At 38.1% G+C, this 18,277-nt stretch carries 13 protein-coding genes; 11 read left to right on the top strand and 2 right to left on the bottom strand.

Features of this window, described 5'->3' with window-relative positions:
- Positions 1 to 12: 12 nt before the first annotated feature.
- The 6 genes from ACZLXV_RS07130 to ACZLXV_RS07105 all read left to right on the top strand — a co-directional run bounded on the left by ACZLXV_RS07130 (position 13) and on the right by ACZLXV_RS07105 (position 7,280).
- Entirely contained in the window at positions 13 to 2,970 is a 2,958-nt protein-coding gene (locus ACZLXV_RS07130) for an insulinase family protein (protein WP_482382928.1), read from the top strand.
- A 60-nt stretch (positions 2,971 to 3,030) separates the two neighbouring features.
- Positions 3,031 to 3,939, top strand: coding sequence for a GTPase Era (gene era / locus ACZLXV_RS07125; protein WP_482382927.1), 909 nt, complete (start codon positions 3,031 to 3,033; stop codon positions 3,937 to 3,939).
- Positions 3,940 to 4,184: 245 nt separating this feature from the next.
- Positions 4,185 to 4,391 (top strand): hypothetical protein, encoded by a 207-nt coding sequence (locus ACZLXV_RS07120; RefSeq protein ID WP_482382926.1) that lies wholly within the window; start codon positions 4,185 to 4,187, stop codon positions 4,389 to 4,391.
- Positions 4,327 to 5,073, top strand: a complete 747-nt coding sequence (recO, locus tag ACZLXV_RS07115; protein ID WP_482382925.1) for a DNA repair protein RecO — start codon at positions 4,327 to 4,329, stop codon at positions 5,071 to 5,073. Before ACZLXV_RS07120 ends, recO begins: the two co-directional genes overlap by 65 nt.
- 103 nt (positions 5,074 to 5,176) lie before the next feature.
- Entirely contained in the window at positions 5,177 to 6,565 is a 1,389-nt protein-coding gene (locus ACZLXV_RS07110) for a glycine--tRNA ligase (protein ID WP_022225161.1), read from the top strand.
- A gap of 34 nt (positions 6,566 to 6,599) precedes the next feature.
- Positions 6,600 to 7,280 carry a polysaccharide deacetylase family protein gene (locus tag ACZLXV_RS07105; protein ID WP_482382924.1) on the top strand — a complete coding sequence of 227 codons (681 nt, stop codon included), beginning with the start codon at positions 6,600 to 6,602 and terminating at the stop codon, positions 7,278 to 7,280.
- 142 nt (positions 7,281 to 7,422) lie between these two features.
- On the opposite strand, the gene ACZLXV_RS07100 is transcribed toward ACZLXV_RS07105, so the two are convergent.
- Positions 7,423 to 8,808 (bottom strand): glycoside hydrolase family 10-like protein, encoded by a 1,386-nt coding sequence (locus tag ACZLXV_RS07100; RefSeq protein WP_482382923.1) that lies wholly within the window; start codon positions 8,806 to 8,808, stop codon positions 7,423 to 7,425.
- A gap of 134 nt (positions 8,809 to 8,942) precedes the next feature.
- Positions 8,943 to 10,556, bottom strand: coding sequence for a CTP synthase (pyrG, locus tag ACZLXV_RS07095; protein WP_482382922.1), 1,614 nt, complete (start codon positions 10,554 to 10,556; stop codon positions 8,943 to 8,945).
- A 352-nt stretch (positions 10,557 to 10,908) separates the two neighbouring features.
- Here pyrG and ftsH point away from each other — a divergent pair, with 352 nt between their 5' ends.
- From ftsH to pth, 5 genes are all read left to right on the top strand, one after another.
- On the top strand, positions 10,909 to 13,611 hold the full coding sequence (gene ftsH / locus ACZLXV_RS07090) for an ATP-dependent zinc metalloprotease FtsH (protein WP_482382921.1): 2,703 nt from the start codon (positions 10,909 to 10,911) through the stop codon (positions 13,609 to 13,611).
- Positions 13,604 to 15,478 carry an excinuclease ABC subunit UvrC gene (uvrC, locus tag ACZLXV_RS07085; protein WP_482382920.1) on the top strand — a complete coding sequence of 625 codons (1,875 nt, stop codon included), beginning with the start codon at positions 13,604 to 13,606 and terminating at the stop codon, positions 15,476 to 15,478. The genes ftsH and uvrC overlap by 8 nt, the downstream gene beginning before the upstream one ends.
- Positions 15,475 to 16,440 (top strand): HPr(Ser) kinase/phosphatase, encoded by a 966-nt coding sequence (gene hprK, locus ACZLXV_RS07080; RefSeq protein ID WP_022225155.1) that lies wholly within the window; start codon positions 15,475 to 15,477, stop codon positions 16,438 to 16,440. Before uvrC ends, hprK begins: the two co-directional genes overlap by 4 nt.
- An 85-nt stretch (positions 16,441 to 16,525) precedes the next feature.
- On the top strand, positions 16,526 to 17,641 hold the full coding sequence (locus ACZLXV_RS07075) for an HD-GYP domain-containing protein (protein ID WP_482382919.1): 1,116 nt from the start codon (positions 16,526 to 16,528) through the stop codon (positions 17,639 to 17,641).
- A gap of 30 nt (positions 17,642 to 17,671) precedes the next feature.
- A complete protein-coding gene (gene pth, locus ACZLXV_RS07070) occupies positions 17,672 to 18,232 on the top strand; it encodes an aminoacyl-tRNA hydrolase (protein ID WP_022225153.1) in 561 nt (186 codons plus the stop codon).
- Positions 18,233 to 18,277: the final 45 nt, after the last annotated feature.

Genomic DNA, 18,277 nt, shown 5'->3' with positions numbered 1-18,277 from the left:
AGGAGGCTATAGATGGCAAAGAGTATAAAAAGTCTTGAAGAAGTGAAAATTCCTAAGACATATGAGTTGGTAAATGGAGAGTATGTAAAAGAAGTTGACAGCTTTATGCTTACGCTTAAGCATAAATTGAGTGGTGCGAGAGTGCTTATATTCAGCAATCAGGATGACAATAAGGTATTTGATATTGCTTTCCGTACACCGCCAAAAGATGCAACGGGAGTTCCGCATATCATAGAACATACTGTTTTATGCGGTTCGGAAAAATATCCGGCAAAGGATCCGTTTGTAGAATTGGTGAAAGGTTCACTAAATACTTACCTTAATGCGACAACATATCCTGATAAGACTATGTACCCTGTTGCAAGCTATAATGACAAAGACTTTGCAAATCTTATGAGCGTATATATGGATGCTGTTTTTTATCCTAATATTTACAAACACGAAGAGATATTTAAACAGGAAGGATGGCATTACGAGCTTGAAAGCAAAGACGCACCTATCACTTACAACGGTGTTGTTTACAATGAGATGAAAGGTGCGTATTCTTCCGAGGAAAGTGTCTTGGAGAGATTTACAATGAACAGTCTTTTTCCTGACAATACTTATGCTCATGAGTCAGGCGGAGACCCGAAGAATATTCCTGACCTTACCTATGAGGATTATCTTGATTTTCACAGGAAATATTATCATCCGGTAAACAGTTATATTTGTATTTACGGTGATGTCGATATAGAGGAAAGACTTAACTGGATGGATGAAAATTATCTTAAAAACTTTCCAGCAATAATTGTTGATTCGCATATTGAACTTCAAAAGCCGTTTGACAGGATGAAAACTCTTTCCACTGAATATGCGGTAGCGACAGATGCAGACTGCTCCGAAAAGACTTATTATTCATTCTGCACGGCTATGGACATAACACTTGACCAGGAAAAATGCAAGGCGTTTGAGCTTATTTCGTATGTACTTCTTGAAATGCCGGGGGCACCGCTTAAACAGGCAATTCTCGACGCAGGTATAGGAACGGATATAGATGTAGATTTCTGTGATATTTTAAGACAGAGCATGTTCAGCATTACCACAAAAAATGCAAAACCGGGACTCAGAGAGAAATTTTATGAAGTAATAATTTCCAAGCTTAAGGAAATTGTGGCTGAGGGAATAAACAGAAAAGATCTTGAGGCAGCGATAAACGGAACTGAGTTTAGAGAAAGGGAAGCTGATTTTGGCGGCTTTCCAAAGGGTCTGTTATATGTATTAAAAACATTTAAGACATGGCTTTATGACGACAGCAAGCCATATGACGGTCTTGTATATGAGGATGTTTATAAGAATTTGAGGGAGAAACTTGAAACAGATTATTATGAGAAACTTATAGATGAATATATCCTTAACAATCCTCATGCCGTACTCGTGGATATGAATCCAAAACCGGGACTTGCGATTGAAAATGAGAAAGCACTTGAAAAGAAACTTGCAGAATATAAGGCATCGCTGAGTGAAGAGCAGATAGCTGAACTTATTGCACAGACAAAGGCATTAAAGGCATATCAGGAAGAGCCTTCGCCTAAGGAAATACTTGAGAAGATACCCCTTTTGGAAAGAGAAGATATAGGAAAGAATGTAAGACCTGTGCACAATGAAGAAAAAGAGTTGTGCGGCATAAAGACCGTACATCATAATGTACACACAAACGGAATTATATATCTTGATATGATGTTTGATGTTGACAGTCTTTCAGAGTATGTGCCACAGATGAGTTTTCTTGCAACACTACTCGGATATATGGATACAACAGAGCATACTTACAGGGAATTTGATACGGAGACTAACTTCTATTCAGGTGGAATAGGTTCTGATTTAAATATCTATTCCATATATGATACTGATGCGGTTAAGCTTAAATTCACTGTAAGGACAAAAACTCTTGCAGGACGTATAAAAGATACGACAAAGCTTATGGCGGAAATGATGTTTAAGACTTTGTTTACAGATGAGAAACATTTGAGAGAAGTTGTGGCAGAAACACGTTCCAGACTTAAAGTACGTCTTATGTCAGCAGGTCATCAGGCAGCAGTAAGTTACAGCATGGCAGGACTTACACTTGACGGATGGTATAACGATTATTCAATGGGAATAGGTTATTATGATTATCTTGTAAAGCTTGATGAGAACTTTGACAGCGAAAAAGAAAAACTCATAAAAGGCTGCGAAGAGCTTGTGAAGGCTATGTTTAAAAAGGAAAAAATGCTTATATCATGCACGTGTGATGAAAACGATTATGGTTTGCTTGGAGGTGCAATATCGGAATTTGATAGTGAACTTGAAAACTTTGAGAAAGAAAACAGTGCAGACATTTTGGGACTTGAGTGCTATAAGCCTGATGTGAAATACAGAAAGACAGCATTTTCTACTCCAGCTGAGGTGCAGTATGCCGCTGTATCAGGTTCATATAAAGATGTGCCGGATGTAAACGACGGTGCAATGATGGTAGTGAAGCATCTTTTGAGTTACGGTTATCTCTGGAATGAGGTAAGAGTTAAAGGCGGGGCATACGGTGTTATGTGCAGATTTTCAAGAGCAGGTTCGGGAAGTTTTGTATCGTACAGAGATCCAAATCTGTCAGCGACTTATGATGTATATAAAAAGGCGGCAGATTTCCTTGAAAATTATGATGCGGATGAGAGAGAGGTCACAAAGACTATCATAGGAACAATAAGCGGACTTGATACACCGCTCACACCTTCGATGGACGGAAAACGCTCAATGTCAATGTACCTTACAAAGACACCGCTTGAAGTTATACAGAAAGAAAGAAATCAGGTGCTTGCATGCACAAAAGATGATATAAGAAATACGGCTGATGCGGTTAGGAAGATTGCAAATACGGAAAATATTTGTGTTATCGGAAATGAAAAGCGTATAAAAGACGAGGCTTCATTGTTTGAAAGTATTAAACCGCTGTCATAATATAAGTTATTTTGATTGGAGAAAAATTTACAATAAAATATACGGAGGATTACAGATTTTATGAAGAAATTCAAATCAGGTTTTGTTACGCTTATCGGGCGGCCTAACGTTGGAAAGTCTACTCTTATGAACAGACTTATCGGTCAGAAGATTGCAATTACGTCAAATAAGCCACAGACGACAAGAAACCGCATCCAGACTGTTTATACCGGTGAGGAAGGACAGATAATCTTTTTGGATACACCGGGTATTCACAAGGCTAAAAATAAACTTGGTGAGTATATGGTTTCTGTTGCAGAGCGCACATTAAAGGAAGTTGATGTTATTTTATGGCTTGTTGAGCCGACAACTTTTATCGGTGCAGGGGAGAAACATATAGCTGAGCAGTTAAAAAATGTTGATACGTCCGTTGTGCTTGTTATAAACAAGATAGATACGGTATCAAAAGCTGAGATACTCACTTTTATTTCAACTTACAAGGATTTGCTTGATTTTGATGATATAGTTCCGGTATCAGCACTTAAAGGCGAAAATACTGATGACCTTATGAAAACAATATTCAGTCATCTTGAGGAAGGTCCGTGTTATTATGATGAAGATACTATTACTGACCAGCCGGAGAGACAGATAGTGGCAGAGCTTATAAGAGAGAAAGCTTTGAGAAATCTGAGTGAGGAAGTACCTCATGGTATTGCAGTAGGCATTGACAGAATGAGAGAGCGCAGAGGAAATAATATCATAGATATAGATGCGACTATAGTATGTGAGAGGAATTCGCATAAAGGCATTATTATAGGTAAACAGGGAAGTATGCTCAAAAAGATAGGTTCGGATGCGAGAAAGGATATTGAGAATCTGCTTGATTGTAAAGTTAATCTTAAACTTTGGGTTAAAGTTAAGAAGGATTGGAGAGACAGTGATTTTCTTATGAAAAACTTCGGATATGACAGTAAAGAAATAGACGAGTAAGATTTTGAAATTATGATATTTTGAAACTTTAAAAATTATAAGATTCATACTATGTGCCGGCAAGGCATATAGTATGAAAACTCCATATATGGAAATAAATGCAGGAATATAATTGTTCCGTCATACAAATCATATAAGTATAGCTTGAACAACGAAAATACGGACAGACAGTCGTTGTCTGTTGATAAAAAAGGCTGGCTGTACATGGAAACGCTATACGGCAGCCACAAGGGAGGCTTCTTTATATGAGTATGGAAATGATGAAACAGAGTGAAGATTTATGGACAAAATTTGTGAGTACAGGTAAAGTTGAGGATTATCTGAAATACAGAACTGAAACCAAAAACAGTTCCTCTGGTACAGATTTATTTGGTAGGGAAAGAGACAATGGCAGAGACAGTTACATTTACAGGGATGGTTCTGATTGCATCACCGATGAAAGAATACGATAAAAGAATAGAGGTTCTCACAAAGGAGAGAGGGCGTATTTCGGCATTTGCGAGAGGTGCAAGAAAGCCAAACAGCGCCCTCTCGGCATGTACGGTTCCGTTTACGTTTGGAAAATTCACGTTTTATGAGGGAAGAAACGCATATAATCTTGTCAGTGGTGAGATAGGTACATATTTTGAAGAGATAACTACCGACTATGATGCGCTTTGTTATGCCTCATATTTTGCTGAAATGATACAGTATTTTTCAAGGGAAGGGATAGAGGCGGCAGAGGAACTTATACTCATGTATGTTACCATGCGTGCATTGAAACACCGGCTTATATCGTTTTCACTTATCAGAGTAATATTTGAAATGAGACTTATGATGATAGAAGGCGAGAGTATCGAGGTGTTCGGCTGTTTAAGATGCGGAAATAAAGAAGCATATAGTGTATATTTATCTGAAGGTGGACTTATATGTACCGAATGTGCTGCGAAAGAAAAAAAGTTTGCAAATGAATATCCTTTGAAACTGGGAGCAGATGCAAAATATACTCTGCAGTATATTTTGACAAGCCCTATGGAAAAGCTTTATGCTTTTACTGTTACAGACAAAGTTTTGGAGGAATTGAAAAGGTTTATGAAGAGTTATCTTGCTAGGTATCTGCCTCATAAATTTAAGACTTTGGACTTTATTGTCTGAAAACATTGCAATAAATGAGGTTCAATGGTATATTTTTGTATAAGTGTTTAAGATATGCACAATAATTTTAAATCAATTAATAGAAATTGGAGGAATAAACGACATGGAAAAGACAATGGACAAGATGGTTGCACTTGCAAAGGCAAGAGGATTTATTTACCCGGGTTCAGAAATATATGGCGGACTTGCAAATACATGGGATTATGGAAATCTTGGTGTTGAACTTAAAAATAATGTTAAACAGGCATGGTGGAAAAAATTTATCCGTGAAAGCAAGTACAATGTAGGAATTGACTGTGCAATTCTTATGAATCCGCAGACATGGGTAGCGTCAGGTCATCTTGGAAGCTTTTCAGACCCACTTATGGACTGTAAAGATTGTCATGAGAGATTTAGAGCAGATAAGATAATTGAAGATTATATGCAGGAAAACGGCATTGAGATAGAAGGAAGCGTTGACGGCTGGTCAAATGAAGAAATGCAGAAGTACATCGAGGAACATGAGATTGCCTGCCCTTCATGCGGAAAGCACAATTTCACCGAAATCCGTCAGTTTAACCTTATGTTCAAGACATTCCAGGGTGTTACGGAAGATGCAAAAAATACGGTTTATCTCCGTCCTGAAACAGCACAGGGTATTTTCGTAAACTTTAAAAATGTTCAGCGTACATCACGTAAGAAAGTACCATTTGGTATCGGACAGATTGGTAAATCATTCAGAAATGAGATTACACCGGGTAACTTTACATTCCGTACAAGAGAATTTGAGCAGATGGAACTTGAATTTTTCTGTAAACCTGATACAGACCTTGAGTGGTTTGCATACTGGAAGGATTATTGTATTAACTGGCTTAAAACACTTGGTATTAAGGAAGACGAGATGCGTGTCCGTGACCATGAGAAAGAGGAACTTTCATTCTACAGCAAAGCGACATCTGATATTGAATTCCTTTTCCCATTCGGATGGGGTGAACTTTGGGGAATAGCTGACCGTACAAACTATGACCTCACACAGCATCAGAATGTATCAGGAGAGGATATGAGCTACTTTGATGATACAACAAACGAAAAATACATTCCATATGTAATAGAGCCGTCACTCGGAGCTGACCGTGTTACACTTGCTTTCCTCTGCAGTGCATATGATGAGGAAGAACTTGAGGGCGGTGATGTTCGTACAGTAATGCATTTCCATCCGGCAATAGCACCTGTAAAGGTAGCTGTACTTCCACTTTCAAAGAAGCTTTCAGAGCAGGCTGAGGAAATTTATACAAAACTCAGCAAAACATATAATTGTGAATTTGATGACAGAGGAAATATCGGAAAGAGATACCGCCGTCAGGACGAAATCGGAACACCATTCTGCATCACATACGATTTTGATTCTGTAGAAGACGGAGCAGTAACAGTGCGTGACAGAGATTCAATGGAACAGGAGCGTATCAAGATTGATGAACTTGAAGCTTATTTTGCAGACAAGTTTAAATTTTAATTGAAATTCAATAATCGCAGAAATGAGGCTTAAAATGAGAAAGTACAGAAAGGCTCTTACATTCAGTTATGATGATGGTATAGAGCAGGACAGAAAGTTAGTCGAGATATTCAACAAATACGGAATGAAAGCGACATTCAACTTGAATACGGGTATTCAGACACCTGAAAGCAATTTTGAGATAGAAGGTGTATATATAAACCGAATGAAGCAGGAAGGTCTTGAAGAGCTTTACAGGGGACATGAGATAGCCACACATGGTCTTACACATGCAGCGCCTACAGGAATGACAAAGGAACAGCTTGACAAAGAATTCCTTACTGATATGAGCAATATAGAGCGTATATACGGTACATATCCTGTAGGAATGGCATACGCATACGGCTGTGTAGACGATGAAGTGGTGAAATATCTTAAATCTATAGGTATTAAATACGGAAGAACTGTCGAAGCGTCACATTCCTTTGAGATACCGAAAGAGCCGTTAAAATTAAAGGCAACATGCCATCATGATGATGACATGCTGTTTGAACTTGCTGAAAAGTTCCTCAAAGCTGAGCCAAAAGAGAATGAGCAGATGCTGTTTTATGTATGGGGTCACAGTTATGAATTTGACGTAAACAACAACTGGGACAGAATAGAAGAATTTTGTAAGATGATGTCAGGAAAAGCTGATATATTTTACGGTACAAACAGAGAGTGTCTTGTGGGCTGATTTGCAGGACAGATGCATGATTTTATATGATATTGTGCATTTAAAATTATTAATAGAATAAAAAATATTAAACAAACAGGAGAGGCTGTATATATACTGCCTCTCCTGTTGCATGTTTTTATTCAAAATTACAAATTTCAAATCACTTAAATATTTTCTTTAGATTAGCTATCTCCTTTGATGCTGCTTTACGGCTTAAATCTGCATACGAGAAAAGCACATAGCCGCTGACTTTTTTAGTACTTCTTCCATATAGGACTTCACGTTTAAGTATTGTATTGCTCTTAGACCAGCCAATATCTGAGACTGCTTTTGCCTGCGATTTTGATAAGCCTGCTCTGTATCCTGCAAGACCTATATAAAGTTTTACATTTTTATTTCTCGGAAGTTTTGCCCATCTTAAACATGTCTTCTTGAAAGGGCATGTTTTGTTGGTGAAGGTCCAGTATATCTGAGGACAGATATAGTCAATATATTTGTTTGAATTCATCCATTTTTTGACATCACAGTAGTAACTCCAGCTAAGATAAAGATTATCTATATTTCCGGCGGGGCTGATACCAAACTTTACCTTTTTCTTTGTGGATTTTACGGTTTTATATACATTGCTTATGAGAAGGTCTACATTTTGGCGTCTCCAGTTTACGATACCGTAATATTTTCTGTTATTTTTCTTTCTGTTTCTGACATATGAATTGTATTCGGTTCTGTCAAAATTTTTTCTGTATTTACTTCCGAGGTTTGGATAGAAATAGTCATCAAAATGTATGCCGTCAACATTGTAGTTTGTGACAATCTCTTTCACACCTTTAGTTATAAGATTTCTTACATCGCTTTTGGCAGGATTGTAATATAATCCTCCGTTAAATTTAAGGACATTTCTGCGCTTCGCTTTTGAAGACGATTTTGCCCATTTATAGGCATATGAATTTTTCGGAAGTGAATTAACATTTGTAGTTGATGATGATATTCTGTATGGATTAAGCCATGCATGAATCGAGAGATTCATGGAATGAGCGCGGTCAACCATTATTTTCAGTGGATCAAATCCGGGATTTTTTCCGGCTTTACCTGACGAATAAACCGACCACGGAAAATATTTTGAAGGATACATGGCATCTGAAAACATACGGACATGTACAAAGACTGTATTGTATCCTTTAGATTTACATTTTTTAAACATGGTATTTACATAGTTTGTAAAACTTTGTTTTGTGTAACCTTTGCTGCTGTAGCTTAAAAATGAAATCCATACACCGCGTACTTCATCGCCTGTGATAGAACTTCCGGTTGAGATAGCACTTCCGCTTGAAACTTCGTCTCCGGCAGAGGATGAATCATCAGGAATAGTTGTTGTACTTGCAGCATATACAGCATTTGAATATGTATTGTCATATTGCGAAGAATTAAATTCAGTATGTTTTTTTTCTACAATGCTTATTATGATGGAGCAGCACAAAAGAAGTGCGACTGCCATAAAAAGCGGCTGTTTACCGGAAGAATTATTTTTTTGATTGTTAGTTATCATTATTATTTCCCCTCATTCCCATTATTTTGCCTAAATCAAAGATAATATACAGATGTATTATATAACACATTAGCTGAAGTGCCTGTCTCTAAAAAAGAGGCAGGCACTTCATTTTATACATATAATATTCAGTATTAGTTGTTGTCTGACTGATATTTAAGTGCCGCACCGACAAAACCTTTGAATAAAGGATGAGGTCTGTTTGGTCTTGACTTAAATTCAGGATGAGCCTGTGTAGCAATAAACCAAGGATGGGTTGGAATTTCACACATTTCAACAATTCTGCCGTCAGGAGAAAGTCCTGAGAGAAGAAGTCCTGCTTTTTCAAGGTCTTCACGATAGTAATTGTTTACTTCATAGCGGTGTCTGTGTCTCTCATGAATTGTTTCTTCACCATAGAGTTCATATGCTTTTGAGTTTTTATCGAGGACGCAAGGATATGAACCAAGTCTTAATGTTCCACCGATATCCTCAATTCCATCCTGTTCAGGCATAAGGTGAATAACAGGGTGTGTAGTCTGAGGGTCAAGCTCTATACTGTGTGCATCGTGGAAACCTACAACATGTCTTGCAAATTCTACAATTGCAAGCTGCATTCCAAGGCAGAGGCCGAGGAATGGAATATTGTTTTCTCTCGCATATTTGATGGCAACAATTTTACCGTCAATACCTCTGTCACCAAATCCTCCCGGAACAAGAATTCCGCTGACATTGCCAAGAAGCTCAGAAGCGTTGTCCTCAGTTAAGTCCTCTGAAGGTATCCATTTGATTTTGACATTGCTCTTATGTGCAAGTCCGCCATGTTTTAATGACTCAACAACACTGATATAAGCATCATGAAGTGTTGTGTATTTGCCGACGAGGGCAACAGTTACATCTTTATCAAGATTTTTAAGTGTGTCAACCATATTCTGCCACTCAGTTATGTCAGGTTCTGGGCAGTCAAGACCGAGTTTTTCACAAACAACATCTGCAAGATGTTCTTTTTCCATGGCAAGAGGTGCTTCGTAAAGTGTTTCAACATCGAGATTTTGTAAAACACTCTTTGTAGGTACATTACAGAAAAGTGCAATCTTATCTTTAAGGCCTTCTTCAAGAGGAAGCTCGGTACGGCATACGATAACGTCAGGCTGGATACCCATTCCCTGAAGTTCTTTTACGCTAGCCTGTGTAGGCTTTGTTTTCATTTCTCCTGATGCCTTGAGATAAGGAATAAGTGTTACATGGATAAGAATTGCGTTGTCATGACCTATGTCATGCTGAAACTGACGGATAGACTCAAGGAAAGGCTGGCTTTCGATGTCACCAACCGTACCACCTACTTCTATGATGGCAATTTGAGTATCTTTGCATCCGTCATTGCGGTAGAAACGGCTCTTTATCTCATTTGTGATATGAGGAATTACCTGAACTGTACCTCCGCCGTAGTCTCCGCGGCGTTCTTTGTTGAGAACGGACCAGTAAACTTTACCTGTTGTAATATTTGACTGTTTTGTAAGGCTCTCATCGATAAAACGCTCATAATGTCCAAGATCAAGGTCTGTCTCGGCTCCATCATCTGTTACGAAAACCTCACCATGCTGCACCGGGTTCATAGTACCTGGGTCAATGTTGATATATGGATCGAACTTCTGCATTGTTACACTATATCCACGCATTTTAAGCAATCTGCCTAAAGAAGCTGCTGTGATACCTTTTCCGAGACCGGAAACAACGCCACCAGTTACAAATACATATTTGACTGCCATTAAAATATCCTCCTTGTATTTTGAAATTTAAAATTGTATGTTCATAAATATTGTCAGGTTGTCATCAACATAATCTGTCAATAACAAATATCTTCTATTATAACTCATAAAGTATATAATGTTCAATTAGTAATTATGTCAGTTATTGAAGTTTTTTTTGTGGAAAATATACAAAAAAGATTCCAAGTTTATAGTTTATAAAGATTATTTCACAATTTATTCAGATTGTAGGTTATTGATTTATATGGAAACTAGCTTTATAATGATACGGATAGAACGATGATTAGATATACGTTAGAAATGGATAAAAAAGCGGATACATCGTAATAATAAAATGGGGAGGTCTTGCAGAATGGAAAATAACAACCAGGATCCGAAAAAAAATCAGAATAGAAGAAGCATCGTAGTTTGTTTAATTGTTGCATTAGTAATTTTTCTAATGTTTTCTTTTATGAACAGTCAGGTAGAAAAAGCTTCAAATAAGGAAATAACATATGACCAGTTTTTAAATATGTTAGATAATGGACAGGTATCAAAAGTTGTCATAACATCAGATGAGATTAAGATAACACCGGCACAGCAGGCAAATAATATTTATAAAGTCACATATTACACAGGGGTTATATCTATGGATTATAACCTTATAACAAGACTTGAAAAAGCAAATGTCGAATTTTCAAAAGAGGTAACATCAGGTTCATCAAGCCTTATGTATATGCTTATCACGACATTTCTTCCTATATTATTGCTTTGGGGCGGTTTATTCTTTGTGTTCCGCATGATGTCAAAAAACTCAGGCGGAGTTATGGGGGTTGGAAAGAGCACCGCAAAGATGTATGTCCAAAAAGCAACGGGAGTTACGTTTAAAGACGTGGCAGGACAGGAAGAGGCTATGGAATCCCTGAATGAACTTGTCGATTTTCTGAATAATCCCGGAAAATATACTGAGATAGGTGCAAAACTTCCGAAAGGTGCACTTCTTGTAGGACCTCCGGGAACAGGTAAAACTCTTCTTGCCAAGGCGGTTGCAGGAGAGGCAGGTGTACCGTTTTTCTCCCTTTCAGGTTCAGACTTTGTTGAGATGTTTGTAGGTGTAGGTGCATCGAGAGTAAGAGATTTGTTCAAACAGGCACAGTCTATGGCACCTTGTATCATTTTTATTGACGAGATAGATGCGATAGGAAAGAGCAGAGACAGTCAGTATGGTGGTGGCAATGACGAGAGAGAACAGACACTTAACCAGCTGCTCTCAGAGATGGACGGTTTTGATTCATCAAAGGGACTTGTAATACTAGGAGCTACAAACAGACCTGAGGTGCTTGATAAGGCACTTCTTCGTCCGGGGCGTTTCGATAGGAGAATAATTGTTGAAAAACCTGATTTGAAAGGTCGTGTAGATATTCTTAAAGTGCATGCAAAGGATGTACTTATGGATGATTCCGTTGATTTTGATGCCATTGCACTTGCAACAAGCGGTGCGGTAGGTTCAGACCTTGCCAATATGATAAATGAGGGTGCCATAATGGCAGTCCGTGCAGGAAGAAAAGCCGTAAGCCAGGCAGACCTTTTTGAGGCTGTTGAGGTCGTAATAGCAGGTAAGGAAAAGAAAGACAGGATATTAGGAAAAGAAGAAAAGAGAATAGTTGCTTATCATGAGGTAGGTCATGCACTTGTAACAGCATTACAAAAGGATGCAGAGCCGGTACAAAAGATTACTATTGTTCCAAGAACAATGGGTTCGCTTGGATATGTAATGCAGGTTCCGGAAGAAGAAAAATATCTTATGAGCAAAGATGAGATATTGACAAGAATAACGACACTTTTCGGTGGACGTGCCGCAGAGCAGATTGTATTTAACTCAATCACAACAGGAGCGTCAAACGATATAGAGCAGGCTACATCACTTGCGAGAGCGATGGTAACACAGTATGGAATGACCGACAAATTTGGAATGATAGGACTTGAATCGGTTCAGAATAAATATCTTGACGGAAGAACAGTGTTAAACTGCGGTGATGCGACTGAGGCAGAGATAGACAAAGAAGTTATGCGTATTCTTAAAGAGTGCTATGCGAAAGCAGAGGAACTTTTGAGAGGTGACAGGGATGCACTTGACAAGCTTGCTGAATTTCTTATTGAGCATGAGACAATCACGGGCAAAGAGTTTATGAAGATATTCCGAAAAGTTAAGGGAATAGAGGAACCGGAAGGTGACCTTTATGATGCGATAGTAATAGATGTTGACGGAACTTTGCTTGATTCTGAGAAACAGATAAGTGAAAAGACTGTCGAGACGATTGTCGATGCACAGAAGAGAGGCAAAAAAATAGCGATTGCATCAGGACGTTCAATAGCCGGTATAAGAAAGAACGTCGCAAAGATACAGCTCGAAAAGTATGGTGGATATGTTATAGCATATAACGGAACTACAGTAGTAAACTGTAAGACCGGTGAATGCATTTACAATCAGATGGTTCCGGGAGAAATACTTAGCCAGGTCTATAATGAAGCTGTCAAATCGGGAGTTTCAATAGCTGTTTACAATGATGCTGCAAAAGAAATCATTGTCGGAAACGGTTTAAACAAGTATGTTGAATTTGATGCCGTTGCCTGCGATGTTGCAGTTAAAGAATCAAATGATTTTGTGAAAACTGTTAATTTTGGATTCAATAAGATATTGCTCAGCGGTGAGCCTGACAACATGAAGAATGTAGAAAAGCATATGCTTGAAATGTTCGGAGACAAGGTGAATGTATTTCGTTCAGACCCTCATTTTGTTGAACTTCTTCCAAAATATGTTGACAAGGGAGTTGCCGTTGAAAAACTTATGCGTTATCTTGGCATAAACAGGGAAAAGGTCATCTGCGTAGGTGACAGCATAAACGATATGTCGATGTTAAGATATGCTGGAATGGGTGTTGCAATGGGCAATGCACAGGATAAGGTAAAACAGTCAGCAGATTATGTTACACTTTCGCATGATGAGGACGGAGTTGCAAATGTCATAGATAAATTTATGACTCCTGCTTCTAAGGAAAAGGACGACAATGTTTGATATTCAGGAAGAATTAAAAAAATTGCCTGCCAAACCCGGTGTTTATCTGATGCATGATAAGAGTGATTCCATTATTTATGTCGGAAAGGCTATAAGTCTGAAAAACAGGGTCAGACAATACTTTCAGGCAGGCAGAAGGGTTTCGCCGAAGATTGAGAGAATGATTTCCCAGATACATCATTTTGAGTATATAATCACGGACTCTGAGGTAGAAGCACTTGTACTTGAAAACAATCTCATAAAAGAGCATGAACCTAAGTACAATACGATGTTAAAGGATGATAAGACATATCCTTATATAAAAGCAACGGTTTATGAAGATTTTCCGAGACTTATATATTCAAGACAGCAAAAAAAGGATAAATGCAAATATTTTGGCCCGTTTACAAACGTGACGGCGGCAAAAGATACTCTTGAACTTGCACATAAAATTTATAAGATAAGGACATGCAGGAAAGTACTCCCAAGAGATACGGGAAAAGAAAGACCATGTCTTAATTATCATATAGGAAAGTGTAGTGCACCGTGCCAGGGATATATAAGCAAAGAGGAATACTTAGAAAATTTCAACAAGGCATTAAAGCTTATAGAAGGGGATTACAGACAGGTAATCGAATATCTGGAAGAAAAGATGTATGCTGCGTCTGAAAAAATGGAGTATGAACAGGCGGCGGGCTACAGGGATTTGATAGAGAGCGTTAAAAAGATGTCCGTTAAACAAAAGATAAATGATTTTGGCGGAATGGACAGGGATGTTGTAGCACTTGCAAGAACAAACGAGGAAGCGGTTGTGCAGGTTTTCTTTATAAGAGAAGGAAAACTGATAGGTAGAGACCATTTTCATCTCAAGGGCAGTTACGGCGAGAAAGAAGATGATATGCTTCAGGCATTTATTAAACAATTTTATGCCGGAACACCTTTTATTCCTCGTGAAGTCATGGTAGAATATGAAGTGACTGAATCAGATTTGATAGAAAAATGGCTTAGTGAAAAAAGAGGTGGAAAAGTCAGCATAATTGTGCCGAAAAAGGGACAAAAAGAAAGACTTGTCGAACTTGCTCATAAAAATGCCGCAATGGTGCTCACAAAAGATATGGAAAAGATAAAGCGTGAGGAAGAACGAACGACAGGTGCGATGAAACAGATATGCGGCTGGCTCGGACTTAAAGATATATCACGTGTAGAATCCTATGATATATCAAATATAAGCGGATTTCAGTCAGTTGGTTCAATGGTAGTGTTTGATGACGGAAAACCTAAGAAAAGTGATTATAGAAAATTCAGAATAAAAACTGTCGAGGGACCAAATGATTATGCGAGTATGTATGAAGTGCTTAAACGCAGATTTAGTCACGGACTTTTGGAAATAAAGCAGCTTGACGAGAAGGAACTTTCAACTGAATTTGGAAGTTTTACAAGATTTCCCGACCTTATCATGATGGATGGAGGTGTTGGTCAGGTTCATATAGCAATGAAAGTTCTTTCAGAGTTAAATATAACCATTCCGGTATGTGGAATGGTTAAGGATGATAACCACAGGACAAGAGGTTTGTTTTTTGATGAACGTGAGATACCTATAGATATAAACAGTGAGGGATTTCGCCTCATGACAAGAATACAGGATGAGGTGCATCGTTTTGCTATAGAGTATCATCGTTCTCTGAGGAGCAAGGAACAGGTAAGGTCAATACTTGATGATATAGACGGCATTGGAGAAAAAAGACGTAAGGCTCTCATGAGACATTTTGTCTCTATGGATGCAATAAAAAATGCATCGGTTAATGAACTTGCCGCAGTGGATGGAATGAACGGGAAAGCTGCTGAAAATGTATATAAATTTTTTCATAAAGGAGGAAAAAATGAATGATGCAGGGAGAATATAGTGTATATCTTAAGGATATGATAGAGGCACTAAAATTGGAAAATTGTACACCTGATGTTGATATTGATGATATTATGATTACACAGAATGAAGTAAACAGACCGGCATTACAGCTTGCCGGATACTTTGATTATTTTGATTCAAGCCGTATTCAGATTATAGGTCATGTAGAACACACTTATATGCAGCAGAAGGGTATGGAACACAGTGCAGCCATGATGGAAAGGATTATGGCAGGAAGTGAGGACAAGGGACAGCCGCCATGTATTGTATATTGCAGGGAGATATGGATAGAGGATGAGATTGTCGCACTTGCAAACAAGTATCATGTACCTCTTTTAAGAAGCCGTAAGGCGACATCACCGTTTATGGCAGAACTCATAAGATGGCTTGGCGCAGAGCTTGCACCGAGATGTTCGGTTCATGGAGTTCTGGTTGATATATATGGTGAAGGAGTTCTGATTATGGGTGAAAGTGGAATCGGTAAATCTGAAGTAGCACTTGAACTTATTCACAGAGGGCATCGTCTTGTGTCAGATGATGTTGTTGAGATAAAAAGGGTAAGTGACAATTCGCTTATTGGAAGTTCACCTGATATTACAAGACATTTTATTGAACTTAGAGGAATAGGTATTATTGATGCAAAGGCACTTTTCGGTGTTGAGAGTGTTAAGGACTGGCAGGAGATTGACTTAGTCATAAAACTTGAAGAGTTTAATAAGGAGCAGGAATACGACAGACTTGGACTTGAAGAGCAGTATATAGAATTTCTTGACAGTAAAGTTGTATGCCATTCAATACCAATCAGACCGGGCAGAAATGTTGCAATCATATGTGAATCGGCAGCAGTTAACCATCGTCAGAAAAAGATGGGATATAATGCGGCTGTAGAACTTTACAACAGAGTAACTAACAATCTTGCAGAGAAGCGTAAGGAAAAAGAGTAATTTACGAGACTGCTGAAACGAAAATTATATCAATTATTTTATTCGTTGTATTAGAGAGGTTAAAAAAATTTGGAGGGCACACAATATGTTATTTGTAAAAACGGAAGATTTGAAAGCAGGGATGCGACTGGCGAAGCCGATTTATAATAAAAACGGTGTAATGCTGTATGACAGAAATTCTAAGATAACAAGTCAGGGTATAATAAGTGTAAATAACTTTGGATTAATCGGTATTTATATACTTGAACCGGCTGAACCTGTTCCGCCGATGTCCGAGGATGATATTGAATTTGAAAGATTTCAGGCAATGTCTGTATTTACCATAAGAGAGATACTTGACGCATATTCAAAAAATCAGAAAGAAAAGGATATGTATCAGTTTATAAACCAGCTTTTAAAGAAATATGGTTCACTTCACCACAAAATAAACTTTATACAGAATCTTAGAAGCAATGAAGATTACATTTACAAACATTCTCTCAATACAGCTATATTATGTGCACTCATATCAAGCAGATTGGGCCTTGAATTTAAATCACAGCTTGACATTGTGGCAGCTGCACTTTTGCATGATGTAGGTGGTCTTATGATACCGGGCAATATCAGAAGAAAGCGCAAATCTGACATTACGGAAGATGATGAGAAGAAAATATCACAGTGCTATCAAAATTCATATATGGCGTTTAAAGATAATACGGATCTTTCGACTGACATAAAGAGAATACTTTCAGCTTCAATAGCAGTTCTTCATCCTGACATACCGGCAGCATCAGCAAAAATGCCTACGGTTATAGGTGCTGAGATACTTAAGGTTGCATATAATTTTGATAATATGACAGCAATGAAGTTTGGCGACGAACCTTTATCGGAAATAGCGGCAGTAAGATACCTTTTAGAACATGTTGATGAGTTTGACAAAAAGGTTGTTGACGCTCTTTTGGATAGTATCAACATATTAAGTCCGGGAGTGTGCGTAGAGTTTACAAACGGAGATAAGGGTCTTGTGGTAACAGCCAATGACAGCAACGTGCTTGAGCCATTTGTATTATCATTTAAGGATAATAAACTTTATAATCTCGGAGACAGTGCAGTTGCCCGCAGTATGCAGATAAAAGACATCATGAAAACAATGGATAACCGTCATGTGGTTGACAGTGATCTGCTTAAGCAGTACACAGGCAAAATAATAAACATGGGTTAAAAATAAAAGAAGACAGAAAAGAGGAACAATATGTACATTATAGCAGGTCTTGGAAATCCTGAGAGAAAGTACGATGGAACAAGGCACAATATTGGATTTTCAGCCATAACGGTTTTGGCAGATAAGTATGACATATCGCTAGACATAAAAAAACACAAAGCGATATGCGGTAAGGGTTATATAGAAGGTCAGAAAGTTATTCTTGCCATGCCTCAGACATATATGAATTTGAGTGGGGAAAGTATAAGAGAACTTGTTGAATACTACAAGATAGATCCTGAAAAAGAACTTATAATCATATATGATGATATTAATCTTGCACCCGGCAGGCTTCGTATAAGAGAAAAGGGAAGTGCGGGAGGGCACAATGGTATAAAAAACATCATCAGCCATCTTGGAACGCAGGTATTTCCGAGAGTAAGAGTAGGTGTAGGTGAAAAGCCAAAAGGATGGGATCTCGCAGATTATGTTCTCGGAAGATTTTCAAAAGACGAAGAACCTGTTATAAGAGAAGCACTTGACAATGTCACGCAGGCTTGTGATATTATTGTAAATGATGATATACGAACGGCGATGAATAAGTTTAATTAAATATACTCACAGACATTTTTGTCTGTGAGTTTTGTTGTCATAAAT

The sequence above is a fragment of the Butyribacter sp. genome, from assembly GCF_056818865.1.
This window is presented reverse-complemented; position numbering and strand designations above follow the sequence as displayed.